The sequence below is a fragment of the Paenibacillus dendritiformis genome (assembly GCF_021654795.1).
In the GTDB taxonomy this organism is placed as follows: Bacteria; Bacillota; Bacilli; order Paenibacillales; family Paenibacillaceae; genus Paenibacillus_B.
In genome coordinates, this window is the sequence record NZ_AP025344.1 from 1,973,662 (window position 1) to 1,997,980 (window position 24,319).

The 24,319-nt window shown below is 58.7% G+C and carries 20 protein-coding genes; 18 read left to right on the forward strand and 2 right to left on the reverse strand.

The genetic code is table 11. The features are described 5' to 3' along the window. Positions 1 to 14 precede the first annotated feature (14 nt). Together L6439_RS08670 and L6439_RS08675 are read left to right on the forward strand one after the other, a co-directional pair. The gene (locus L6439_RS08670; RefSeq protein ID WP_168178965.1) at positions 15 to 1,343 is read left to right on the forward strand and encodes a PhoH family protein; all 1,329 of its coding nucleotides are present in this window, start codon (positions 15 to 17) and stop codon (positions 1,341 to 1,343) included. 175 nt (positions 1,344 to 1,518) lie between these two features. Beyond that, positions 1,519 to 2,928, forward strand: coding sequence for an extracellular solute-binding protein (locus L6439_RS08675; RefSeq protein WP_213469084.1), 1,410 nt, complete (start codon positions 1,519 to 1,521; stop codon positions 2,926 to 2,928). A 29-nt stretch (positions 2,929 to 2,957) separates the two neighbouring features. On the opposite strand, the gene L6439_RS08680 is transcribed toward L6439_RS08675, so the two are convergent. Further along, positions 2,958 to 4,070 carry a hypothetical protein gene (locus L6439_RS08680; RefSeq protein ID WP_213469085.1) on the reverse strand — a complete coding sequence of 371 codons (1,113 nt, stop codon included), beginning with the start codon at positions 4,068 to 4,070 and terminating at the stop codon, positions 2,958 to 2,960. A gap of 220 nt (positions 4,071 to 4,290) precedes the next feature. Between L6439_RS08680 and L6439_RS08685 the strand changes: the two genes are divergently transcribed. After that, positions 4,291 to 5,409: an SAM-dependent methyltransferase gene (locus L6439_RS08685; RefSeq protein WP_213469086.1), complete on the forward strand. Its 1,119-nt coding sequence runs from the start codon at positions 4,291 to 4,293 to the stop codon at positions 5,407 to 5,409. A 136-nt stretch (positions 5,410 to 5,545) separates the two neighbouring features. Here L6439_RS08685 and L6439_RS08690 read toward each other — a convergent pair whose 3' ends face one another. Then, positions 5,546 to 5,782: a DUF2626 domain-containing protein gene (locus tag L6439_RS08690; protein WP_040730274.1), complete on the reverse strand. Its 237-nt coding sequence runs from the start codon at positions 5,780 to 5,782 to the stop codon at positions 5,546 to 5,548. A gap of 339 nt (positions 5,783 to 6,121) precedes the next feature. Between L6439_RS08690 and L6439_RS08695 the strand changes: the two genes are divergently transcribed. From L6439_RS08695 to murD, 15 genes are all read left to right on the forward strand, one after another. Further along, positions 6,122 to 6,766, forward strand: coding sequence for an RsfA family transcriptional regulator (locus tag L6439_RS08695; protein WP_168178961.1), 645 nt, complete (start codon positions 6,122 to 6,124; stop codon positions 6,764 to 6,766). Positions 6,767 to 6,955: 189 nt separating this feature from the next. Then, the gene (locus L6439_RS08700; protein ID WP_213469087.1) at positions 6,956 to 7,930 is read left to right on the forward strand and encodes a ketopantoate reductase family protein; all 975 of its coding nucleotides are present in this window, start codon (positions 6,956 to 6,958) and stop codon (positions 7,928 to 7,930) included. Positions 7,931 to 7,970: 40 nt separating this feature from the next. Further along, on the forward strand, positions 7,971 to 8,345 hold the full coding sequence (locus L6439_RS08705; RefSeq protein WP_168178959.1) for a DUF3397 domain-containing protein: 375 nt from the start codon (positions 7,971 to 7,973) through the stop codon (positions 8,343 to 8,345). 94 nt (positions 8,346 to 8,439) lie between these two features. Continuing rightward, positions 8,440 to 10,068, forward strand: coding sequence for a bacillithiol biosynthesis cysteine-adding enzyme BshC (bshC, locus tag L6439_RS08710; RefSeq protein ID WP_213469088.1), 1,629 nt, complete (start codon positions 8,440 to 8,442; stop codon positions 10,066 to 10,068). 78 nt (positions 10,069 to 10,146) lie between these two features. Further along, a complete protein-coding gene (locus tag L6439_RS08715; RefSeq protein WP_168178957.1) occupies positions 10,147 to 11,418 on the forward strand; it encodes an adenosylhomocysteinase in 1,272 nt (423 codons plus the stop codon). Positions 11,419 to 11,611: 193 nt separating this feature from the next. Continuing rightward, a complete protein-coding gene (locus tag L6439_RS08720) occupies positions 11,612 to 12,781 on the forward strand; it encodes a DUF4349 domain-containing protein (RefSeq protein WP_213469089.1) in 1,170 nt (389 codons plus the stop codon). A gap of 116 nt (positions 12,782 to 12,897) precedes the next feature. Then, complete coding sequence (mraZ, locus tag L6439_RS08725; RefSeq protein WP_168178995.1) at positions 12,898 to 13,329, forward strand: division/cell wall cluster transcriptional repressor MraZ; 432 nt, start codon at positions 12,898 to 12,900, stop codon at positions 13,327 to 13,329. A gap of 118 nt (positions 13,330 to 13,447) precedes the next feature. Further along, positions 13,448 to 14,398 (forward strand): 16S rRNA (cytosine(1402)-N(4))-methyltransferase RsmH, encoded by a 951-nt coding sequence (gene rsmH, locus L6439_RS08730; protein ID WP_168178955.1) that lies wholly within the window; start codon positions 13,448 to 13,450, stop codon positions 14,396 to 14,398. An 18-nt stretch (positions 14,399 to 14,416) separates the two neighbouring features. Then, positions 14,417 to 14,803: a cell division protein FtsL gene (gene ftsL, locus L6439_RS08735; RefSeq protein WP_168178954.1), complete on the forward strand. Its 387-nt coding sequence runs from the start codon at positions 14,417 to 14,419 to the stop codon at positions 14,801 to 14,803. Between the two features lie 7 nt (positions 14,804 to 14,810). Beyond that, complete coding sequence (locus tag L6439_RS08740; RefSeq protein WP_237096793.1) at positions 14,811 to 17,000, forward strand: penicillin-binding protein; 2,190 nt, start codon at positions 14,811 to 14,813, stop codon at positions 16,998 to 17,000. Positions 17,001 to 17,069: 69 nt separating this feature from the next. Then, positions 17,070 to 18,998: a stage V sporulation protein D gene (locus L6439_RS08745; RefSeq protein ID WP_168178952.1), complete on the forward strand. Its 1,929-nt coding sequence runs from the start codon at positions 17,070 to 17,072 to the stop codon at positions 18,996 to 18,998. A 2-nt stretch (positions 18,999 to 19,000) separates the two neighbouring features. Continuing rightward, a complete protein-coding gene (locus tag L6439_RS08750; RefSeq protein ID WP_168178951.1) occupies positions 19,001 to 20,497 on the forward strand; it encodes a UDP-N-acetylmuramoyl-L-alanyl-D-glutamate--2,6-diaminopimelate ligase in 1,497 nt (498 codons plus the stop codon). Continuing rightward, a complete protein-coding gene (locus L6439_RS08755; RefSeq protein WP_213469090.1) occupies positions 20,494 to 21,918 on the forward strand; it encodes a UDP-N-acetylmuramoyl-tripeptide--D-alanyl-D-alanine ligase in 1,425 nt (474 codons plus the stop codon). Before L6439_RS08750 ends, L6439_RS08755 begins: the two co-directional genes overlap by 4 nt. A gap of 3 nt (positions 21,919 to 21,921) precedes the next feature. Beyond that, positions 21,922 to 22,884, forward strand: a complete 963-nt coding sequence (mraY, locus tag L6439_RS08760) for a phospho-N-acetylmuramoyl-pentapeptide-transferase (protein WP_168178949.1) — start codon at positions 21,922 to 21,924, stop codon at positions 22,882 to 22,884. 3 nt (positions 22,885 to 22,887) lie between these two features. Further along, positions 22,888 to 24,315, forward strand: a complete 1,428-nt coding sequence (gene murD, locus L6439_RS08765; protein WP_168178948.1) for a UDP-N-acetylmuramoyl-L-alanine--D-glutamate ligase — start codon at positions 22,888 to 22,890, stop codon at positions 24,313 to 24,315. Positions 24,316 to 24,319: the final 4 nt, after the last annotated feature.

The window sequence follows — 24,319 nt, forward strand, 5'->3', positions numbered from 1 at the left end:
GAAAGGAGAATCCAATGAGCAAAATATTTGTATTGGATACTAACGTGCTGCTGCATGATCCGAAGGCGCTGTTTGCTTTTCAAGATAATGAAGTGATCATTCCTGCCGTTGTGCTCGAAGAAATGGATTCCAAGAAACGCAATGCCGATGAGCTCGGACGCAATGCAAGAATGGTATCGCGGCTGCTGGACGGCTTGCGGGAACACGGGCATCTGCATCATGGCGTCCGTCTCCCCAATGGAGGCACGCTGAAGGTGGAATTGAACCATCGCAGCTTCGTCAAGGTTCAGGAAATGTTCGGAGAAGTATCGAACGACAATCGGATACTGGCCGTCGCCTTGAATTACCAATTGGAGCAAAAGCATGCCGAGCATCCGTCGAATGTCATTCTGGTCAGCAAGGATGTGCTTGTCCGGATTAAGGCGGACGTGCTTGGTCTGCATACGGAAGACTATTTATCCGACCGGACGGTTCAATCGGGTGATGACTTATACAGCGGCCTGTGCTCCGTTCATGTTCACCCCGGCATGATCGACGAATTCTACACCAACCGCATGCTCCACCTGAAGCAGCTCGGGCTGGGGCTGCATCCGCATCAATTTGTCATTTTGAAGGACGAGATCGGAACGAGCAAATCCGCCTTGCTCAAGGTAAATGCCGAGGCCACCAAGCTGGAGCCGCTCTATTTAAGCAATGATCCGGTGTGGGGGATTACGGCCCGCAACGCCCAGCAGCGGATGGCGCTAGAGCTGCTGCTTAACGACGACATTCCCCTGGTGACGCTGACAGGGAAAGCGGGAACGGGAAAAACGCTATTGGCGCTGGCCGCCGGGCTGATGAAGGTGGAAGATGAGCGGAAGTACAAAAAACTGCTGATTGCGCGGCCAGTCGTGCCGATGGGCAAGGATATCGGGTATTTGCCGGGCGAGAAGGAGGAGAAGCTGCGTCCGTGGATGCAGCCGATTTATGATAATCTGGAGTTCCTGTTCGATACGAAAAAATCCGGCGACATCGACAAAATCCTAGTCGGGATGAACAACATTCAGGTGGAGGCGTTGACCTATATTCGAGGCCGCTCCATACCGGGGCAATTCATTATTATTGACGAGGCGCAAAATTTATCCAAGCATGAGGTCAAGACGATTGTCTCCCGTGTCGGGGAAGGCAGTAAAATCATCCTGATGGGCGATCCGGCGCAGATTGACCATCCGTACCTCGATGCGGCGAGCAATGGCCTGACTTATCTGGTGGAACGCTTCAAAGCCGAGGCGATCAGCGGCCATGTGACGCTGGAGAAGGGGGAGCGATCGCGCCTTGCCCAGATTGCCGCCGACCTGCTGTAAAGTTTCACGGCAGACGGATCCGGCCTGTCACAGGCCGGGAAAAACGGCTCGGAGCGAAATAGTGCTCCGGGCTTATTATTTTTGCCAAAATCGGAGTCCGGGGTAAGGACAAGGTAGGCCAACGGTGCTACAATAGAAATCAAAAGAAGCAGGTACGGACGGAAGGGAGAGGGCAATGCCGCAATTCAAAAAAACGCTGGTTACGATCATGATGGTCTTCGTATCGCTGCTGTTGTTATTCCAGTTCAGCGGCAGCGTCCCGCAGCAGGCGGAGCAGGATGCCTCTCCGGAGACCGTCGTGAAGCCGTTGCCGGACAGCGCGGGCCCCAAGCCGATGAAGCAATTGAAGGTGGCGGTGCAGCTCCCGCCGATGTCCTTCATCCAGCTTCGTCGCTTGAATCAGATGTTCATGGACGAGACCGGCATCTTCGTCGAGCTGGAGAACAGCTCTGCCGAGCAGGCGGAGGAAGAGTGGCCGAAGGCGATGCAGATGGAGCAGAGCGCCGATATTTTACTGCTCGACAGTGAATCGGTTATCCCCTATGCCCGAAAAGGCTGGATTCTGCCGCTCGATCCGTCGATGAGCGGGGGAGACGCGGTGCCGGCATGGTTAAGCGACCGGGTGAGATGGAACGGCTACGCCTGGGGCATGCCGGTTCAATTGGATCCTTATGTGCTCGTCTGGAATAAAAATATCGTAAAATCCGCCTCCGGTCTGCCCAGCGATTGGAGCGGGTGGAAGCGGCTGTTCGACGAGAATGCGCCGGGCATGGCCGGGGAGGCGGAGGAAGCGCCGGACAATCTGCCTTCGTCCGGCATCATCCCGCCGCCCGTTATCTCTCCGGAGGCGGGCAAGCGGCTGCCGCAGCAATGGTTCGCTTGGCATGCGGAGGATCATCGGGCCTTGCTGTCGCTTTTCTGGAGGCTTGGCTTGCTTCATCCGGAATTTGCGGCCGCTCCCCGGAGCCCGGAATGGGCCGGGAGGCAGGCTGACGGCGCCGAAGCCTCGGAGGTCCGGTGGAAGCAGACGCTCTCGGAGCTGGAGCCGTATCGGGGGCATTTCCAGCCGTGGACCGCGGAATCCAGCCACATGGATACCTGGGAGAAGCTGAAGGCGGGAGAGATCGCCTTCGCGATCGTCCCGTATTCGGAGGCGGCGCTGGAAGCGAGCGCTCCGCTCGCCATCGAGCCGGCCGGGGAGGCTTCGCCTCCGGCGGGACAATGGGTGACGAGCCGCAGCTATGTCCTTGCGTCGCATACGGAAGGGGAACAGGAGGCGATGCGCTGGATCGCTTATATGACTCAATGGTCTGTCCAGCAGGAATGGTTTGAGACGCTGTCCGTCCTTCCCGTTCATGAGCAAGCCTATCTCTCGACGAGCGGCGAGCGGTTGCTGCCGGAACCGTTTCGGCCGAAGCAGGAAGGGAAACGCCATGTGTACAGAGCGGCGGAAGGGCTGGAGCAATGGTCCGGGGCCGCCAGCAGCTGGATGGCCGGCAAGCTGGCGGCGAAGCAGCTGGATTTGGAATGGGCCCGGCTTATCAACATAGAGTCGGAACATAGAACAACCATCAACCGGCAATGAAAGCCCCGGTTGATGGTTGTTTGCGTTGCTTACCATTTCATTGACAGATTGACCGTGATCCGCTTGTCTTCCACGGCGACATCGGTGGCTTCGATGAACGAGACCAGCCGCTGCGGATAGAAGCCGAGATCGAATTCCTCTTCCAATTGCGAGCGGGTCGTATCCGGCAGTTCCAGGCCGTTGAACATGAGGCGGTCGACATGGAACAGCATCATGTTTTCGTGCTCGCTCTCGAGCGTATAATGGCCTTGAACGAACACGCTCAGTCCGGCGCTCTCCCCTTCGGCGGAGACCGAGCCTTCCCGGAAGCGGAAGGAAAATTGCTCGAAAATCGGATCCTGCTCGCGCAAAAACCGATTCAGTTCTTCTTCTTGGATCGAAATGGTATACTTAGTACCATCAATTTGCAGATTGCCGCTCTTCTTCACGAATTCCGGCAGCTTCTGCATCGCGTCGGCCAGTGCGCGGAAATGGCGGCGCACCTCATACATGCCGATGTTCTGCCAATAGGAGGTGAACTCCTGGATCAGCCGGCTCATCGCTTCCGGGTCGCTGCTGTTCGCCAGATTGGAATCCAGCTCACGCTGCAGGGCGTTCACTCTGTCCCGCTGCCGGACAAGCTGTTCCTTGACCTGCGACAATTCCCGTTCCGTGCGGGCTAACGCATCGCGAAGCCGGTTCAGATTTTGCAATTGCTCGGAATACGTCTCCAGTATTTCTTGGTCGGTCTTGAACAGGAACTGATAGTAATCGAACAGCAGCCAGATGGAGTGTTCGTCGCGGGCCGAGAGGAGAGCCTGCAGCAGCATGTCGCGTTCTCCCATATAATAGGCGCGGAGCACGCGGCCCGCCTGCTCCCGCTTCTGATCGAAGGCGGCCGCCTGCTTGCGGAGGGCGTCTTCCGTCTGGCGGCGTTCTCCCGCCGCGGCCGACTCCTTCGCGGCGATGCGCTCGATCTCTTTGTTCAGCTCGGTCACCGACAAGCTCTGCTGGAGCAGCTTGCGCTCCGCTTCGGTCGGTTCCTTGCTCCATCCTGTATGAACCGTCGGTTCCGCACGAGTGGCACCGGGGACCGCAATGGAGAAGAGAAGTATGAATGCGAGACCCAACAGCGCATAGCGCGCACGCTGTGCCAGTGACATCGGGTTCCCCCCTTACAAACGGTATGCACAACTCATCGTATGTCTCGTCCAGACGGGATATGACCTCTTTCCCTTATCCGTATGCAGGGCCGGACTGGGATCGGCCAACGGCCCGTCCGCCGCCGCATGACCCGGTAGCAGGCCGCGAGCGGGGCCCGGCAGAGGCCAAATCCGTGACGAGCATGGTCTATTTTTCGCACGAATAGAAAGGATGGTTGCCATGTCTCATTATCCGTCTAATTCCATTCTCGTTCAATATCTAATTGATTGCATCCGCCGTTCCGCCAAGGCAGCCATTCCCTTTTCGGCCTTTATGGAAAGCTGCCTGTACCATCCCGAAGGCGGCTATTACATGTCGAATCGCCCCAAAATCGGAAAGGAGGGCGATTTCTACACGAGCTCGAATGTGGGGAGCGCGATGGGGGAAATGATTGCGGTCTATATTCAGCGCCAGGCCGCAGCGAGAGGCTGGGCTCCGGACACGTTCACGATCGTCGAGTGGGGAGCGGGCAACGGCCGCCTGGCGGGACACATCAACGGGCGCCTGCGCCATGATCGCTTCAGCGGCTGCCGGTATGCCATCGTGGAGGCGAGTCCTTATCATGCCCAGCTGGCCAAGGAGCGGCTGAGCGGCGAAGGCTTTCCCGTCTCCTGGTGGACCGAGGCCGATTATCGGCGGGAGGCGGGAGGGAGCCGGCTCTTCGTCCTCGCGAACGAGTTGCTGGATGCGTTCCCGGTCGAGCGCATCCGTGCAGTCAATGGACATATCGAGCAGTGCTTCGTTGTCTGGGAGGAAGCCGAGCAGAGATTCCGTCCTGTCTGGTTGCCGGCCGAACCGGAAGTGTCGCGCTGGCTGACCCGCTATCGGATCGAGCTGCCGGAAGGCCGGATCTGCGACGCCGGAATCGCCATGAGCGGCTGGCTCGGCACGATGCTGCGTCAGGCATCCGCCGCGGAATTCATCTTCATCGATTATGGGGATGTAACGGAGGAATTGACGGCGGAGCATCGCGTCGAAGGGACGCTGGTGTGCTATCACCGCCACCGCGCTCATGCCAATCCGTGGATCCACATCGGGGAGCAGGATATGACGGCCATGGTCGATTTCAGCGTCTGCCGCCAGACCGCTCTCGAAGCCGGGGCGCTGATCCGGAATGACATGAGCCAGCAAGCCTTCCTGCTGGAGCAAGGTCTGCTCCAGGAGCTGGCCGATCACGCGGAGCCCGATCCGTTCAGTCCGGAAGCGCGGCGCAACCGGGCGATCCGGCAGCTGCTCCTGAGCGACCGGATGAGCGAACGGTTCCGCGTGCTGCTGCTCGCCCGGGACGCTTCCGCATAGCCCCCCGCGCGGAGATGGCGGCGTTGGCGGGGGATAGTGCCTGAACATAGAGAACGGCCGAAGCCCGAAGGCTTCGGCCGTATCTGTTATGTGCTGCTCTTCAACATATCCTGAATCGTCACCTCGGCGTATCCGCCTAGAACGGCTTGCCCATTACGAATACGGTCCAGTAGGAGAAGCCGGTGAAGCATACAAGCATGTACCCCCAGAACAGAAGTATATATGTACGCTCGGACAATTTAAGATATCCCAACAACACAAAGAAGGCGGTCTGCATGAAGAAGAGCAGAGCCATCTCGATCATGTCTCCAGCAAACGCCATTAGACCGATGACTAATGTCCAGAAGCCGAGTACGCGATACATTCGTGCCACGATTCATCCTCCTCTCGTTACGATCGGTCCCACTTTTCTAATGATATTATAGCGTTCGCAATTGGTTATGTAAACGATTAACCGTGACGAAAAACCAAATAATTTGTTCAGATCTTCATAAATGTGATATAAAGCATGGACACGGGCACGTATGTTTCCTAGGAAAAATGGATATACATTTTAGTATCCGATAGATTCTATGAAATCTAGCATGGGCATAGAGATGGAATAAGCGGTTATTTCAAGCGGCAGTCTATTCCGCTCCAATAATCGGATGGCGAACGCGGCGTAGCTGCTTGCGACCGATATGAATGATGGAAGTCGTTAGGAGGTTATTTCATGACAGCAATAAGGCAAGATGCATGGACCGCAGATGATGATTTGATTTTAGCGGAAGTTACACTTCGGCACATCCGGGAAGGAAGTACCCAGTTGGCCGCTTTTGAGGAAGTGGGAGAAAAGATTGGACGCACGTCCGCAGCGTGCGGATTCCGTTGGAACAGCTGCGTCCGCAAAAAGTACGAGGCGGCGATACAGCTGGCCAAGGCGCAGCGGCAGAAGCGCAATTATTTGAAAAAGCAGCCGCTGGGCGCGCAGGTCGCTTCTCTTACGCTGCAAGAGGGAGAAGACAGCGATTTGAAAGGCGAGATGCTGACGGAAGAATCGTTGTCCATGGATATGGTTATCCGCTATTTGCGCCAGATGCGCAACAATGTGCAGGAAATGACCCGCCAAATCAAGCATATGGAAAAAGAGCTGCAAGAAAAGGAAGAATATTGCGCTCGCCTGCAGCGGGAAAAGGAGGAGCTCTCCAAGCAAGTCAACGTGGTAGAGACCGACTATCGTACGGTGAACGATGATTATAAAGCGCTCATTCAAATTATGGACCGTGCTCGCCGATTGGCTATCTTGAGCGAAGAAGACGATGACGTGAAGACGCGGTTCCGTATGGACGCCAACGGCAATCTGGAGCGAATCGAATAGGAGCCGGCTTCCGTCCCCGGCTTAAGCAGGACGGCGCAAGGAAAGCACCTGGCGAGAGAATTCTCTCACTCGGCGCTTTTTTTGTGTTTTTCCGGATTCTTTGATATAACAAGGACACTGATAGTGTGTTCAACCATTCATATATGGCGAGGAAGCCGATAGTAGATCGGAAGAAGGAGAGAGACGAATATGATTGTCGATATTATCGGAGGAGGCGCGCTCGGCCTCTTGTACGCGGGACGGCTGCTGGCCGGCGGGCAGGCCGGGGTCCGGCTATGGACGCGAACGGAGGAACAGGCGGAGAAGATCCGCGCCGAAGGCTTCGAGGTGGTGGAGATGTCAGGAGAGCGGTCGCATTATAAAGGGATAGAAGCGTTCCCGCTTCCGTTGGCTCCGGCGCGGCTGAGCCGCCATGGCTTGGAGGCGGGAATGGTATGGCTGTTCGTCAAGCAGACGCATATCGGGCCCGAGCTGCTCACCGTGCTTCGGAAGATGCCGCGGCAGCCCGAGGCTGCCCTCGTCTGCTTCCAGAACGGGGTCGGCCATGCCGAAGCGTTGGCCGGGGTATGGCCTTCCCCCTCGCTTGCGGTTGCGGTGACGACGGAGGCCGCCGCCAGAGAGGGCCTGAACCGGATCCGCCATACCGGATCCGGAGCAACCTGGATCGGCCCGGCCGCCGCTGAAGAGGAGGCGCGGGCTCATGCCTTGAATTTTTCCTGTATTTGCGCGAAGAACTTGTTGGAAAAGGCAGGAATTGAGGCGTTTGTGTCGAACAACATCGAAGACATGGTCTATCAAAAGCTGCTCGTCAACGCTGTCATCAATCCGTTGACCGCGCTGCTTCGCGTCAAGAACGGCGAATTGCTGGACGGGGCGGAACGGATGGAGCTTATGCGGGATTTGTTGGCCGAAGCGGCCCGGGTCTATCATGCCGCCGGCATCCCGGTGAAGGAAGAGGACGCATGGAAGCGGATTACGGACGTGTGCCGCCTGACGGCCGGCAACACCTCCTCCATGCTGCAAGATATATTGGCCGGCCGCCCGACGGAATGCGAGGCGATTACGGGCGCGATTATCCGGCTCGGCGCGCGCCATGGGGCCGGCACCCCGCTGCATCAGACGATATACCGCCTGATCCGGGCTGGCGAGCCAAGACACCGCTAGCATCTACTTCTTCTGTCCAAAGGAGTGAGTCACACCGCGCATGTATACCATTTTCGTATTTTTATCGGCATTGCCGTTTTTTCCGTTCATTATCGTGTGGATTGCCGGTTCCTGCTGGGTCAGGCCCAAGAAAAAAGCGTTCATGCTGGCGATGGACGTGACGACGTTCTTCCTTATCGCATCGGTTGGGGGCCTCTATAATACGGTAACGGGCTCCTCCGCCGGATTCTATTGGATCTGTCTTATGCTGCTCCTTGCCACCGGCTTGCTTGGCGGCCTCCAGCACCGCAAATACGGCAAAATTCATGTCCAGCGGCTGGCGAGGACGATCTGGAGACTGGCTTTCTTCATTCTCAGCATCCTGTATATCCTCCTGCTGCTCATCGGCATTATCGCCTATATCGCGAGCGTGTAGACTCTCCGGGAAGCGCGTGCCGGAACATCGCCTCTTTGACGTACCCAAGCCGCATTGTGTACAATCGAGACGACAGACAGAGGAGGCGGCTTACATGACTTGGCCTATATTGAACATACCTGTACAGCAATCATTGGCAAGACGATACATAGATCGGGACGAAGCGATTATCGAATCGCTGTATGAATACCATCCGGATCGCGATTGGGAGGCGCGCGTCCGCTGGGTGGATGAAGCGGCGCATCTGCGGGCGGATCGCAAGCGGCTTGTCTCCGTCCTGCGCCGTTACAACAAGGCTAGGAACGATTATCCGGCCGTCGCGGAAGCGCTGGATCGGCTGGAGCGGGACGACGCGCTCGTCGTCGTCGGCGGACAGCAGGGCGGATTGTTTGGCGGCCCGCTGCTCGTCGTCTACAAGGCGGTCTCGATGATCCGCATGGCGCAGGAGGCGGAGGCGCGGCTAGGGCGCCCGGTCATTCCGATCTTCTGGATCGCGGGAGAGGATCATGACTTCGATGAAGTCAATCATGCGTACTTCCTTACGCCGGAGCCTTCGGTCGCCCGGGTCCGGGTCGAGAAGAAGGACGGAACGCGAGCGCCGGTCAGCAGCATTCGGCTGGACGAGGAACAATGGGCCGCGGTATTGAATGAGGTGGACGCCTTGCTCCCGCCGACGGAGTTCAAGCCCGCGCTGATGGAGCGGGTACGGGAAGCTTCCGCCGGCGCCGCGTCGCTGACCGATGCGTGCGCCGTACTGCTCGGAAGCATGTTCGGATCCTACGGACTCGTGTTCCTCGATTCGGCCGATCCGGAGCTGCGCGAGGCCGAAGGACCGATGTTCCGCAGCCTCATCGCGCAGAATGACCGGCTGAGGCAGGCTTATGCCGGCAGCGAGCGCGAGCTGGCCTCGCGAGGCTTCCCGACTCAGGCGGAGCACGCCGAGAACGGAGCGAATTTGTTCCTGATTCACGAAGGAGAGCGGCATCTGCTGTTCAAGGAGGAGGGCGGGTTTACCGACCGGCACCGGATCCTGTTCCGCAGCGAGGATGAACTGATGGCAGTCGCCGAATCGGCGCCCCATCAGTTGAGCAACAACGTGCTGACCCGCCCGTTAATGCAGGAATATTTGTTCCCGGTGCTGGCCACCGTGCTCGGTCCCGGCGAGATCGCGTATTGGGCTCAGACGAAGGAGGCCTTCCGCGCGCTCGGCATGCGCATGCCGCTACTCTGGCCGCGCATGGGCTTCACTTGTCTGGAAGGCACCGTGAACAAGCTGCTGGGGAAATATGAATTGACGGCTCAAGACATCATCGGGCATTATGAGGAGAGGAAGGAAGCGTGGTTGAAGGCTCAGGATCAATTGGGGCTCGATGAACGGTTCGCTTCGCTCCGCCACGATGTCGATGCCCGGTATGAAGAGCTGCTCGCCCGGCTGAACGAAGCGCTTCCCGCGCTCGGCCGCTTGGGGGATACGAACCGGGCGAAGGTGCTGGAGCAGATTGATTTCCTGCACCACCGGGCGAAGGATGCGCTGCAGAAGCAGCACGAATCGGGGCTTCGCCAGTGGGAGCGGATGAGACTGACGCTCCATCCGCAGGATCGGCCGCAGGAGCGCGTCTACAATATGCTGATGTACGCCTGCCGTTATGGAGACGGCTGGTTCCAGCCGTTCATGGAAGCTCCCGTGGTGTGGAACGGAGAGAACCGCTTGGTCGTGCTGTAACGATGGCCGCCGATCCGGGTCAACGCTCGCGCATCTGCTGAATACGATAGCTATAACACGAAGGGAAGGGTGTAGAGGATGAGTCAGACAAAAGCAGCGGACCAAAGCATCATCCGCGACATTGCATTGGCCCCTGAGGGGCATTTGAAAATCGATTGGGTTCAAGCCCATATGCCGGTGCTGAACCGGATTCGCAAGCAATTCGAAGCGGAGCAGCCGTTCAAGGGCTTGAAGGTGGCGATCTCGCTCCATCTGGAAGCGAAGACGGCCTACCTGGCCAAGGTCGTGCAGGCCGGCGGCGCCGAGGTGACGATTACCGGCAGCAACCCGTTGTCGACGCAAGACGATGTCTGCGCCGCGCTGGTGGAAGACGGCATTACTGTCTATGCGAAGTACAATCCCGAACCGGAAGAGTACAAGCAGCTGCTCCTGCGCACGCTGGAGACGAAGCCGGACCTGATTATCGACGACGGCGGCGATCTGATCTCGATTCTGCACTCGGAGCGTCCGGATCTCCGCGAGCAGGTGCGCGGCGGGGCCGAGGAGACGACGACAGGCATTCTCCGCCTGAAGGCGATGGAGAAGGATGGCACGCTCCAATTCCCGATGGTGGCCGTCAATGACGCCTTCTGCAAATACTTGTTCGACAACCGGTACGGCACAGGCCAATCGGTGTGGGACGGCATCAACCGGACCACGAATCTCGTCGTGGCCGGCAAGACGGTCGTCGTCGTCGGTTATGGCTGGTGCGGCAAGGGCGTCGCGATGCGTGCCAAAGGTCTCGGCGCGAACGTCGTCGTGACGGAGATCGACGCCATCAAGGCCGTCGAAGCGTATATGGACGGCTTCACGGTGCTGCCGATGAGCGAAGCGGCTCGCGTCGGCGATATTTTCGTTACGGTCACGGGGAACCGCGATGTCATTCGCGGCGAGCATTATGATGTCATGAAGGATGGCGCGATTTTATCCAACGCCGGCCATTTCGATGTGGAAGTGAACAAGCCGGAGCTGGAAGCCCGCGCGCAGCACGTGCGCACGGTCCGCAAAAATATCGAAGAATACAAGCTGAAGGACGGACGCAGCATTTATCTGCTGGCGGAAGGCCGCCTCGTCAACCTGGCGGCGGGGGATGGACACCCGGCGGAGATTATGGATATGACGTTTGCCCTGCAGGCGCTGTCCCTGAAATATGTGAACGAGCACTACGAGCGCATCGGCAGCAAGGTTGTCAATGTGCCGTACGAACTGGATGAGCAGGTTGCCCGCTTCAAGCTGGAGTCGCTCGGCATCTCGGTCGACACGCTGTCGGCGGAGCAGCAATCGTATTTGGCAAGCTGGCAAGAACATTAATAGCCGCGATACTGCCGGCCGCCCGCTTCTTTGCTTCATGAATGGCAGAGAAGCGGGCGGTCTTTTTTGCATAGATAACATAAGCCCCCCCGCAACATTTGATTTCCAAATTCCGTTAGGAAAGGTGCAGCTTGCGTACGCATCCAGACGGGGTCGGAAGACGATGTGCCAAATAAAAGGGGGAATGTAGGTTATGGCAAGGATCGGGATGAGGAAGGCAAGGGGAATAGAAAAGACGCGGGAAGGACGACTAAAGAGGCGGGCCCGCTTCGGAGCGCTTCTGATTGGAACGCTGATGCTCGCGTTGGCAGCCGGCTGCGGAGCCGCTTCGCCTGATCAACCCTCCGAGGCCGGAGCGGTCATGAACCAATCGGAAGCGGCAATGGATAGGGCGGAGAGCCCGCCGCCTGCCGGAGCCGGGTTCGCCAAGCAGGGGGAAGCGAGCTTCGTCCCGGCCGACCGGAAGCTGATCTATGAGGCGAATATCCGGATGGAGGTTCAAAACTATGAAGCCGCCAAGCAGCGGCTGCAGCAATTGGTCGCTCGCTCGAAGGGATATGTGCTGCAGTTCTCCGATCAGGAGTCGGAGAGCGAGCGCGGAGGCTCTTTCGTCATTAAGGTGCCTGCGGCTGGATTTACCGCCTTCCTTGATGAACTGGGAACATGGGAGGCGCTTGATTATCACCGCGAATATTCGGCCAATGACGTGACGGAAGAGTACGTCGATCTGGAAGCGAGACTGACGGCGCGGCGGGCCATGGAAGCCCGGCTGCTCGCATTCATGGAGAAGGCGACGAGCGCGGACGATCTGGTCCAGTTCTCCAGCGAGCTCGGTTCCGTACAGTCGGAAATCGAGCAGATTGTCGGGCGCAAGCGGTATCTCGATAATCATGTGGCCATGTCGACCGTAAATATGAGACTGTACCAGCCGGTCAACGCTCCGGTCGTGCAGGGCTTGAAAAACGCATTCGGAACCCGGATGGCGAATACGCTTGCCCAGAGCTGGGAGGCGTTGATCCAGTTCGTACAACTCATCCTATTGTTTTTGACGGGGCTGCTTCCTTTTGCCGCCGCCGCGGCCATCGCCGGCGTTCCGATCTGGCTGCTGGCAAAGCGGAGAAGGGGCCGGCGCCGGCCGCCGCAAGCGCGCTTCTCCGGACAGACGGGCGGCCCGGAGCAGCAGAAGCGCAAGGGAACGGTCCTAGACCCGGCCGATGGGGCGGATGGCAAGCCAGCATCGGACGACGGGCCCGCTGCGGAGGCCTCGGTGCCGGCACCGGCTGTCGAACCGGCTGAAGCGGGGGAACAGGGGAGTTCGACCGAAGGGATAAGCGCTGAAGCGAATAGCGAGAACAAAAAGTAAGATGAAATAAAAATCCTGCTGACAAGCAGGATTTTTTATATTGACGGCGAAGTATTCTTTTGTTGTGGGGAAAAGTGGGGCATCGTGGTGGATTTAGGGGGAGGAGTGGCGGCATGATGTTCATGGGTGAATATCAACACAGCATCGATGACAAAGGCCGCCTGATCATTCCCGCCAAGCTGCGTGATTCCCTAGGATCCGCCTTCATACTCACGCGCGGCCTGGATCAATGTCTGTTCGTCTACCCGATGGAAGAATGGGGTCTGCTCGAACAGAAATTGAAGGCGCTGCCCTTGATGAAGGCGGACGCGCGGGCGTTTACCCGCTTTTTCTTCTCCGGCGCCACCGAATGCGAGTGGGACAAGCAGGGCCGGATCAATATTCCCGCCCATCTGCGCCAGCATGCCAAGCTGGACAAGGAATGCATGATTATCGGCGTGCAGAGCCGGGTGGAGATTTGGAGCAAGGACGCTTGGGAACAATATATGCAGCAGTCCGCGTCCACCTTTGAAGAAATAGCCGAGACCTTGGTTGACTTTGATTTTTGAGGGGTTATTCAAAAAGTGAAAACCGGCCTGTTCGAACTTCCATTTCTAGGGGTAGCGAACCGTGAAAAAGAGGAAAGACAACATAGACGGGAACAGGAAGAACTAGGAGGAATAACATGTGTTTCACCATATAACGGTGTTAAAAGAGGAGGCTGTGAACGGGCTGAATGTGCGCCCTGACGGCATCTATGTCGACTGTACGCTGGGAGGGGCAGGGCACAGCTCCGCCATTGCATCCATGCTGTCCGCGGACGGCCGGCTTATTGCGCTCGATCAGGACGATTGGGCTCTGGAGAATGCCGCGAACGTGCTGGCTTCCAGCCTTGATCGGGTGACGCTGATCAAGACGAATTTTCGCCACATCGAGGAGGCGCTGCATCAGGCAGAGGTGCCGCTTGCTGATGGCGTGCCGCAGGTGGACGGCATTCTGTTCGACCTCGGGGTATCTTCGCCGCAGCTTGATGAAGGCGAGCGCGGCTTCAGCTATCAACATGACGCGCCGCTCGACATGCGGATGGATCGGAGCACTTCGCTTACGGCCCGCGAGATTGTGAACGAGTGGCCGGAAGAAGAGATTGCCCGCATCCTGTTCGAATATGGGGAAGAGAAATTTTCGCGCCGCATCGCCCGCCGCATCGCGGAGGCGAGAGCGGATCATCCGATCGAGACGACCGGCGAGCTGGCCGAGCTGGTAAAGGCCGGAATTCCGGCGGCAACCCGAAGAACCGGAGGCCACCCCGCCAAGCGCAGCTTCCAGGCGCTCCGCATCGCCGTCAACGACGAACTGGGGGCGTTCGAGCAGGCGCTCCATCAAGCCATCCGTTGCTTGAAGCCGGGCGGAAGGGTCGCTGTCATTACCTTCCATTCCTTGGAGGATCGGATATGCAAGCAGACATTCAATCAATATATGAACCGCTGCACTTGTCCGCCGGATCTGCCGATGTGCGCCTGCGGCAGGGAGGATATTTTGACGCTGCCGAAGCGCAAGCCGATTGTTCCGAGCGCGGAAGAGTTGGCGCGCAATCCGCGTTCTCGCTCCGCGAGATTACGGGTTGCCGAGAAATTGTAATGAGGGGGAGAGCAGTAGATGGCTTATACTCGCGGTAATTTGGCCGTCCGGCCGGAGAGACAGCAGCAGCCGAGGCCCAAGGTTCGCCAGACAACGAAGACCGTCGTCCGCAAGAACACATTGCCGACGAGGGAGAAGCTGTTGTATCTGCTTACCATTCTATTGTGCACGGCCGTAGCGCTCGTTCTTATCGGGCGGTATGCCCAGATCTACGACATGAACCGGAAGATCCAGAATTTGAAGCGGGAGACGATCTCGCTGCAGGATCAGACCTCTGTCTTGAGAGTGGAAGTGGAGAAGCTGTCGGACTGGAAGCGGGTGGAAGAGATCGCGCGGAAGAACGGATTGGTCTTTCCGGAGACGCCGCTGGAGATTCAAGTGTACAAACAAGCCATAGGGGATTGAACGAGGGATGAAGATGGTCAAACGAATCAAGTTGCGCACGTTGACAATCGGGGGCTTATTCACCCTCTTTTTTATTGTCATCGTGACTCGTCTGTTTTGGTATCAAGTGTGGAATCAGGATTTCTGGATGGAACTGGCGAAAAATTCGTGGTCGACCGAGAGAACCATCGAGCCGGTGCGCGGAACGATCTATGATCAGAACGGGGAAGTGCTTGTCATGAATGCCCCTGCGTATACGGTCGCGGTCAATCCGGGCTTGATTCAGGAGTTAAAAACACAGACTAAACTGGTCGAGCAGGATATCGACGTGGAGCGGCTTATCGTCCAGGAGCTGCACAAGGTGCTGGGCAAGCCGGAGAACGAGCTCTATGACATTGTCCGCAAAAAAAATCCGGAGACCGGAAAATACCTGGTTCATCGCGAGGTGCGGAACGAGGGCTGGAAAATCGAGGAGGAGACCGCGCAGAAGCTGCGCGACTTCACCGAGTCGCTCAAGGAGCAGACCAAATTGCAGGATATCGGGCTGTATCTGATGCCGGAGGTAAAGCGGTTCTATGCCAAAAACAACATGGCCGCGCACGTCCTTGGTTATACCGACAAAAACGGAAAACCGGTCGGCGGCATCGAGGAGCTGTATAATGATCAATTGGCCGGCACGGCCGGGGCGATCCAGTACGAGAAGGACCGGATGGGCAACAAGCTCCCGAAGGCGTCCGAGATTTACACGCCGGCCCGGGACGGGGACAATCTCTATTTGACGATCGATCGCACGATCCAGCAATATATCGAAGAAGAGATTCGGAAGGTGTACAATGAATATTCCCCGCATACGATTACGGTTATCGCCGCGGATCCGAAGACGGGGGACATTTTGGGCCTGGCGAACAGGCCGTCGTTCAATCCGAATGCGTACTGGGATTTTGACAATGAGCGCGCCTTTTTCAACCCGGCGGTGCAGGGAGGGTACGAGCCCGGATCGACCTTCAAGATCGTAACGCTCGCGGCGGCGGTGCAGGAAGGCTTGTTCGATCCGGAAGCCACTTTCCCTTCAGGGAAAATTTATGCGGGCGGACGGCCTATTCACGACGTCAATACGACGTGGGGCACGATCTCCTATCTGGAAGGCTTGAAGCGTTCCAGTAACGTCGCCTTCGTCAAGCTCGGCTTCGAGATGCTGAAGGAGGAGCGGTTCAAGTCCTACATAGACAAGTTCGGCTTCGGGCAAAAGACGGGCATCGAGATTCCGTGGGAATACGAGGGTTTCGTTCAGTTCACCTATCCGGCGGACGTCGCTGCCGCGTCATACGGCCACGGCCAGATCAAAGTGACGCCGATTCAGCAGATTATGGCGGTCTCGGCGGTGGCGAACGGCGGGAAGCTGATGAAGCCGCATATCGTGAAGAAGATCGAGGACCCGGTGACCGGCGAAGTGACAGAGCGGCAGCCTGAAGTGGTGCGCCAAGTCATCGACCCGGAGATTGCCAAGCAGGTCAGCGAGTATTTGGAGCAGGTCGTCGCAGACCAGGAGATCGGCACCGGGAAGAATGCGTACATCGAAGGCTACCGGGTCGCGGGCAAGACGGGGACCGCGCTCAAGGTTATTAACGGGGAGTACGACTCTACGCGCGCGGTCGTATCCTTTATCGGCTTTGCCCCGGTGGAGGATCCCCGGATCGCGCTCATCGTGGTCGTCGACGATCCGCAGAAATATTGGGAGGGCGGCGGCTTCGTCTCGCCGATTATTTTCAAAAATATCGTCTCCAAATCGCTGCGCTATATGGGCGTGCCAACGTCCCATGAGATGAAGCCGGGCGAGGCGGGAAAATCCGAAGGCCCAATCCGGCTGGTCAAGGCGCCGAACATCCAAGGGCTCAAGCCCCATGAGGCGAAGAAGCGCCTGGCCGAGCAGGGCATCGTCTTCCAGACGGTCGGCGCGGGCAAGGAAGTGAAGCGCCAATTCCCGGCGCCGGGCGAATATTTGGGGTCCGGCCAGCGGGTCTACCTGCTGACCGATGAGCCGGAAAATCTGAAGATGCCCGATATGAAAGGCAAATCGCTGCGCGATGTCATGGAGATCGCCTCGCTGCTGGGCATCGAGGTGCGGATCGAGGGCGAAGGGTACGTGACCGAGCAGCAAGCCTCGACAGACAACGGCAAGCGCGTCGTAGACATAAAATTGGAGCCGAGAAGGCCATAGCTTGTTCTATCCCCTGGTTGTCCCGAATAGGTTGGTTATGAACCCAAGTGGGACAAAGGAGGGGTTACCGTGAAATTATCCAGTGTCACGGTCCGCAAGCGGCTGTTCATCGGCGCCGGACTCGTGTCTCTTGGCTTTCTAGCGCTCGTCGTTCGTCTTGCCTATGTCCAGCTGTGGGAGGGCGGGGAAATTACGGCAAAGGCGGAGGAACTATGGCGCAGAGACATCCCGGTTACGGCCAAGCGCGGGGAAGTGCTCGATCGGAACGGGGTGCGTCTCGCCTACAACGTCACTTCGCCGACGATTATGGCCGTTCCCGCCCAGATTCAGGATGCCGCCGCGACGGCTGCCCGGCTGGCGCCGGTGCTGCAAATGAAAACGGAAGATGTCGAGCGGATGATTAAGGTACGCAGGTCTATCGTTCATATTAAGCCGGGAGGCCGCAAAATACCGCTTGAAACCGCCCAGCAGGTGCGGGAAATGAACTTGCCCGGCATTGTTGTGGCAGAGGATAATAAAAGATATTATCCCTTCGGGGATCTGGCCTCCCATATTCTCGGCTTCACCGGCATCGACAATCAGGGGCTGACGGGGATCGAGCAGAAGTACAATGACGCCCTTAGCGGGCTCCAGGGAAGCGTGTCTTACCTGTCCGACGCGAAGGGCCGCCAAATGCCGAATTCCTCGGAAACGTACGCCCCGCCGCGGGATGGATTAAATTTGCAATTGACGATTGACAAGCAAATACAGACAATAATGGAGCGGGAACTTGATCAGGCGATGCTCGAATTGAAGCCGAAGCATATCATCTCGATTGCGATGGATCCGAACAACGGCGAGATATTGGCGATGGCGAGCCGCCCGAATTATGAACCGGCGCGGTACAAGGAATATTCCTCGGAGGTGTACAACCGCAACCTGCCGATCTGGATGACGTACGAGCCAGGGTCTACCTTCAAGATCATTACGCTCGCCGCGGCGCTGGAGGAAGGCAAGGTCGATTTGTACAATGAGCATTTTTTTGACCCCGGGAGCATCGAGGTCGGAGGAGCCCGTCTCCGCTGCTGGAAGAGAGGCGGCCACGGCAGCCAGACCTTCCTCGAGGTGGTCGGCAATTCATGCAACCCCGGCTTTGTGACGCTGGGACAGCGGCTAGGCAAGGAGACGCTGTTTGAGTACATACGGAATTTTGGCTTCGGCCAAAAATCGGGCATTGACCTGAGCGGGGAAGCGACGGGAATTCTGTTCAAGCTGAACCGGGTCGGCCCGGTCGAATTGGCGACGACCTCGTTCGGACAGGGCGTATCGGTGACGCCGATCCAGCAGATTGCGGCCGTCTCGGCCACGATTAACGGAGGGAAGCTCTACCGTCCGCATGTGGCCAAATCGTTCGAGCATCCCGAGACAGGGATGATCATCGATGAGATCGAACCGGAGATGGTCCGGCAGGTAATCTCTCCGGAGACGTCGGCGAAGGTGCGGGACGCGCTGGAGCATGTCGTGGCCCAGGGCTCGGGACGCAACGCGTTCATCGACGGCTACCGGGTCGGGGGAAAAACGGGCACGGCGCAGAAGGTTGTGAACGGACGTTATTCGCCGAATGAGCATATCGTATCTTTTGTCGGGTTCGCGCCGGCGGACGATCCGAAGATCGTCATCTATACGGCGGTGGACGATCCGCAAGGGATTCAGTTCGGGGGGCTGATCGCCGCTCCTATCGTCAAGCGCATCATGGAGGACGCGCTCCACTATATGGGAGTGGAACCGCGTCAGAAACAAGTACCCCGCGAATATAGATACAATGAGACGCCGATTGTGGCGGTTCCCAATCTGGTCGGCAAGACGCTGACCGATATTTACGAAGATATGAACATGAATTTTCAACTAGCCAAATCCGGCACGGGCAACACGGTCATACATCAGGCGCCCAAGCCGGGAACCCGTGTGGAGCGGGGATCGACGATCCGCATCTACATGGGTACGGAGACGGAGGAATAACTATGCAGGAAATGCGATTGTCCGAAGCATGCAAGCGAATGCTGAATGTGAAATGTACAGGAGACGAAGCTACAGCGGTGACCGGGCTGGCGGTCGATTCACGCCAGGTCCGGCCGGGCGATCTGTTCTTCTGCATCTCGGGCACGGCGGATGACGGCCACCGTTATGCGGAGCAGGCCGTGGACAAGGGAGCGGCGGCGCTTGTCGTGGAGCGGGAACTGCCGCTTGCGGTTCCCCAGATTATCGTCCCCCAGGCCCGTCATGCGCTTGCGGTGCTGGCTGATGCCTTCTACCGTTCGCCAAGCCGGGACTTGAAGCTGATCGGCGTGACGGGAACGAACGGCAAGACGACGACGACGTATCTCATCGAGCGGATCTTGACCGATGCCGGCCGCAAAAGCGGCGTGATCGGCACGATCGAGATGCGCTATGACGGACGCCGGCTGCCAATGTCGGGCACGACGCCGAACGCGCTTGAGCTTCAGCGTTCGCTGCGCGATATGGCCGACTGCGGCGTGGAGGCGGTCGCGATGGAAGTGTCTTCTCATGCGCTCGACCAGGGCCGGGTGGAAGGCTGCCGCTTCCGGACAGCGGTCTTCACGAACCTGACTCAGGATCACCTCGATTACCATGAGACAATGGAAGCGTACCGGGACGCGAAGGGCTTGCTGTTCTCCCGGCTCGGGAACACGTTCCCGGATCTGGAGGCAGAGCGTTCTTATGCCGTGTTGAACGCGGACGATCCGGCATCGGCGCATTTCGCCAAGCTGACCGCCGCAGAGACGCTGACGTACGGCTTGTCGGCGTCCGCCGATATTCGGGCGGAGGATATCCGCATGAACGGCAAGGGAACGAGCTTCCGCGTCCATACGTTCCGCGGATCGGCCGACGTGCAGCTTCGCATGGTCGGCAAGTTCAATGTCTGCAACGCGCTCGCCGCCATCGCGGTCGGGTTGATTGAAGGCATCGCTCTGGACGACATTTGTTCCAGCCTCGAAGCGGTGCCGGGCGTGGCAGGGCGTGTCGAGGCCGTGGAGGCCGGGCAGCCGTATACGGTCATCGTCGACTACGCGCACACGCCGGACGGCCTCGAGAACGTGCTGCAGAGCGTCAAGGAATTCGCGGAAGGCCGCGTCATTTGCGTATTCGGCTGCGGCGGAGACCGCGATCGGACGAAGCGCCCGATTATGGGCCGGATATCGGCCCGTTATGCGGACTATTCTATCATTACGTCCGACAATCCGCGCACCGAGGATCCGGACCGGATTCTCGAGGATATCGAACGGGGGCTGGCGGAGATGGAGGTCGGCCGCGACCGTTATGAATGCATCGTTGACCGGAGAGCCGCGATTGCGAAGGCTATTGATATGGCAAGCCCGCGCGATGTAGTATTGATTGCGGGGAAAGGACATGAGACCTATCAAATTATCGGCCGCGAAACCTTTGATTTCGATGACCGCTTGGTAGCAAAAGAAGCGATAAGGGGAAAAGTGCAGTGATAGAGACAACCTTGGAACATATAGCGGAGCTGTGCGGCGGCCGGTTGGCCGATCCGTCCGCAGGCTCGGCTAAGGTGCGCGGCGTATTTACCGATTCCCGCTCCGTGCTCCCCGGAGGACTGTTCGTTCCTCTCGCCGGCGAACGATTCGACGGCCATGCGTATGTGGAGGAGACGCTGCGCGCCGGGGCGGCCGGATCGCTCTGGCAAGCGGATCGGGAGCTGCCCGGGGCTTCGGCACCGCTGATTCTCGTGAAGGACACGTATGCGGCGCTGCAGCGGCTGGCCTCCGCTTATCTTGCGGAAACCCGGGTTCAGGTGGTCGGCGTTACCGGAAGCAACGGCAAGACGACGACGAAGGATCTGGTGGCGTCCGTCTTGTCGCAAAAATATCGGGTACATAAGACCGATGGGAACTTCAACAATCATATCGGGCTTCCGCTGACGGCGCTCTCGATGCCGCCGGAGACGGAGATTGCGGTGCTCGAGATGGGCATGAGCGGCCGGGGCGAGATCGAGCTGCTCTCGAAGCTGGCGAGACCGGACGTGGCCGTCATCACCAATATCGGGGACGCCCACCTGCTCCAGCTCGGCAGCCGGGAGGAGATCGCCCGGGCGAAGCTCGAGATTACGGCCGGGCTGCGCGACGGCGGCCTGCTCGTCTGCCACGGGGACGAACCGCTGGTCGATCTTGCGCTGTCCGAACGGGAGCCGGGGGAGCGCATCCGCCTGCTCCGCTTCGGTCTGGGCGAACGATGCGAGCTGCGGCTGTCGCGCATGAACGGCGACGGCAGCGGCACCGTCTTCGCCGTGCCTTCCGCCGGCGGACAAGGCGAGGCTGTCTTCCGCATCCCGCTGCTGGGGCGGCATAATGTGTTGAACGCCATGGCCGCACTGGCGGTCGGGCGCCGCTTCGGCCTGACGGACGAACAGATTGCCGCCGGACTGGCCGGGGCGCGCATCAGCGGCATGCGCTTCGAGCGTCATGTCACGACGGAAGGCTGGATCGTGCTGAATGACGCGTACAATGCGAGCCCGACTTCGATGAGGGCGGCCTTGTCCGTGCTGGCCGACATGAAGGGCGGACGGCGCATCGCCGTGCTCGCCGACATGCTGGAGCTGGGGCCGCAGGAAGCGGATCTCCATTACGAGATCGGAGCGGAGCTTGGCCCGGATACGGTCGATCTGCTGCTCACGTACGGCGAGTTGGGCAGCCATATCGCTGAAGGGGCCCGCGCCTCGCTGCCTGCAGAGGCGGTGCACTCGTTCCAAGATAAAATGGCCTTGAAAGCCTATTTGAACCAAGAAGTGAGACCCGGCGATATCGTGCTCGTCAAGGCGTCCCGGGGAATGAAACTTGAAGAAGTTGTAAATGACTGGATCCGTAACACGGATTCGTCTGTGGGGCTACGGGAGGTGTAGGGATTGGACTTCAAATTGATGTTAATGACAATGGGCGTATCTTTCATCTTGGCTGTCATCCTCGGCCCGCTAACCATTCCGCTGCTTCGCAGGCTCAAGTTCGGACAGCAGGTCCGCGATGACGGCCCGCAAGCCCATTTGAAAAAAGCAGGTACCCCTACGATGGGTGGCGCCATTATTTTGCTCGCCTTTACGCTTGCTTTTCTAAAATTTTCTGTAACCGATATCGATTTTTATGTATTGCTCATCGCGACGCTCGGCTTCGGACTGATTGGATTTCTTGACGATTATATCAAAATCGTGTTCAAGCGTTCGCTCGGTCTGACCGCGAGGCAGAAGCTGATCGGGCAGCTGGCGTGCTCCGCCGTGATCTGCGCGCTGCTGTGGCAGTCGGATCACAGCACCGTGCTGGCGGTTCCGGGGACGTCCTGGGGCCTTGACCTAGGCTGGTTCTATTATCCGTTCGTCATTTTGATGATGCTGGCGATCAGCAACGCGGTCAATTTCACGGACGGGGTGGACGGACTGCTCTCCGGCACCAGCGCGATCGCGCTGGCGGCCTTCGCCCTGATCGCGATGCAGCTGTCCGAGATCGCGGCCGCGGTATGCGCGGCAGCCATGATCGGCGCCGTGCTCGGCTTCCTCGTCTTCAATGCGCATCCGGCCAAGGTGTTCATGGGCGATACCGGTTCGCTCGGCATCGGTGGCGCTATCGGTGCGATTGCCATTTTGACGAAGACGGAGCTGCTGTTCCTCGTTATCGGGGGCATTTTCGTCATCGAGATGCTGTCCGTCGTGATTCAAGTCGTCTCTTTCAAGACACGAGGCAAGCGCGTATTCAAAATGAGTCCGATTCATCATCATTTCGAGTTGTCCGGCTGGTCGGAATGGCGCGTCGTCATCACCTTCTGGCTCGCGGGCATCGTGCTCGCCGGACTCGGATTATGGATCAACAAGGGGTTGTAGCAGATGGAACATCCAGATACGTACCAAGGTAAGCGCGTCGTCGTTCTCGGACTGGCCAAGAGCGGCGTCAGTGTGGCTAAGACGTTTCATGAACGCGGTGCCCTCGTAACCGTCAATGATAAGAAAGAGCGCCACAAATGCCCTGAAGCTTCGGAGCTGGAAGCTTTGGGCATTTGTGTTGTATGCGGCCAACACCCGGATGATCTGCTCGACGCCAGCGTCCGGCTCGTCGTCAAAAATCCGGGCATTCCGTATACGGCGCCGCCCGTGCGCCAGGCGCTCGCCCTCGGGATCGAGGTCGTGACCGAGGTGGAGGTCGCTTACCATCTCAGTCCGGCGCCGATCATCGGCATTACGGGCAGCAACGGCAAGACGACGACGACGACCTGGGTCGGCAATATGCTCGAAGCGGCCGGGCTTCGTCCCATCGTCGCCGGCAATATCGGCACGCCGCTCTGCCAGGCCGCCGGGGAAGCGGGCGCGGACAACGTGCTGGTCGCCGAGCTGAGCAGCTTCCAGCTCAAGGGGACATCCGCCTTTCGTCCGCGTGTCGCCAGCTTGCTGAACATGTCGGAGACCCATTTGGATTATCATGGGACGATGGAGGATTATGTCCAGTCCAAGGCCCGCTTGTTCCGCAATATGGCGAACGGGGATGTCGCCGTGCTCAATGCGGACGATCCGACTTGCCGGGCGCTCGCTCCCGGGATCGGGGCCCGCATCTGGTGGGTGTCGTCCACGCGGCGAGTGGAATGCGGCGTATACGTAGAGCCTCCTTATCCGGCGGAAGCCGGCGAAGGGGAGGAAGAAGATCGCCGGTTGGTCTATGCGGATGAGGCGGGGCGCTTGCATCCGATCATCGGCGTCCGGGAAATCGGCGTGCCCGGGCGTTACAATGTGGACAACGCCTTGGCGGCCGCTGCCATCTCGATTGCGGCGGGCGCCGATCCCGCGGCGCTGGCGGAGCCGCTCCGTTCGTTCCGGGGCGTGGAGCACCGGCTCGAATACGTGGGCGAGGTGAACGGCGCATCGTACTATAACAACTCCAAGGCGACAAATACGAAGGCGACGCTGATGGCGCTGGAGGCGTTCGAAGCGCCGGTCGTCCTGATCGCCGGCGGCCTGGATCGCGGGCTCGATTTCCTGGAGCTGGTTCCGGCGCTGAAGGAGCGGGCCGCGGCCGTGGTGACAATGGGCGAGACCAGAGAAATCTTGGCCGCCATCGCCGCAAAGGCGGGTTTAACGAACGTAGCGGTCGTCGACAATGTAGATAATGCATCGGAAGCCGTCTCGGAAGCGGTGCGCCTGGCGGCCGGCTATGCCAAGCCGGGCGATGTCGTGCTGCTGTCGCCGGCTTGCGCGAGCTGGGATATGTTCCCTTCCTATGAAGAGCGCGGACGAATGTTTAAGGCGGCGGTGCATAGTCTTTAAGTAG

Excerpts from the sequence above, each read along its gene's own strand:
- L6439_RS08685 (WP_213469086.1), top strand. The coding sequence starts at position 4,291 with ATGTCTCATTATCCGTCTAATTCCATTCTCGTTCAATATCTAATTGAT.
- L6439_RS08720 (WP_213469089.1), top strand. The coding sequence starts at position 11,612 with ATGGCAAGGATCGGGATGAGGAAGGCAAGGGGAATAGAAAAGACGCGG.
- L6439_RS08670 (WP_168178965.1), top strand. The coding sequence starts at position 15 with ATGAGCAAAATATTTGTATTGGATACTAACGTGCTGCTGCATGATCCG.
- L6439_RS08740 (WP_237096793.1), top strand. The coding sequence starts at position 14,811 with ATGAAGATGGTCAAACGAATCAAGTTGCGCACGTTGACAATCGGGGGC.
- ftsL (WP_168178954.1), top strand. The coding sequence starts at position 14,417 with ATGGCTTATACTCGCGGTAATTTGGCCGTCCGGCCGGAGAGACAGCAG.
- mraZ (WP_168178995.1), top strand. The coding sequence starts at position 12,898 with ATGTTCATGGGTGAATATCAACACAGCATCGATGACAAAGGCCGCCTG.
- L6439_RS08750 (WP_168178951.1), top strand. The coding sequence starts at position 19,001 with ATGCAGGAAATGCGATTGTCCGAAGCATGCAAGCGAATGCTGAATGTG.
- L6439_RS08705 (WP_168178959.1), top strand. The coding sequence starts at position 7,971 with ATGTATACCATTTTCGTATTTTTATCGGCATTGCCGTTTTTTCCGTTC.
- murD (WP_168178948.1), top strand. The coding sequence starts at position 22,888 with ATGGAACATCCAGATACGTACCAAGGTAAGCGCGTCGTCGTTCTCGGA.
- L6439_RS08675 (WP_213469084.1), top strand. The coding sequence starts at position 1,519 with ATGCCGCAATTCAAAAAAACGCTGGTTACGATCATGATGGTCTTCGTA.
- L6439_RS08700 (WP_213469087.1), top strand. The coding sequence starts at position 6,956 with ATGATTGTCGATATTATCGGAGGAGGCGCGCTCGGCCTCTTGTACGCG.
- bshC (WP_213469088.1), top strand. The coding sequence starts at position 8,440 with ATGACTTGGCCTATATTGAACATACCTGTACAGCAATCATTGGCAAGA.
- L6439_RS08680 (WP_213469085.1), bottom strand. The coding sequence starts at position 4,070 with ATGTCACTGGCACAGCGTGCGCGCTATGCGCTGTTGGGTCTCGCATTC.
- L6439_RS08695 (WP_168178961.1), top strand. The coding sequence starts at position 6,122 with ATGACAGCAATAAGGCAAGATGCATGGACCGCAGATGATGATTTGATT.
- L6439_RS08715 (WP_168178957.1), top strand. The coding sequence starts at position 10,147 with ATGAGTCAGACAAAAGCAGCGGACCAAAGCATCATCCGCGACATTGCA.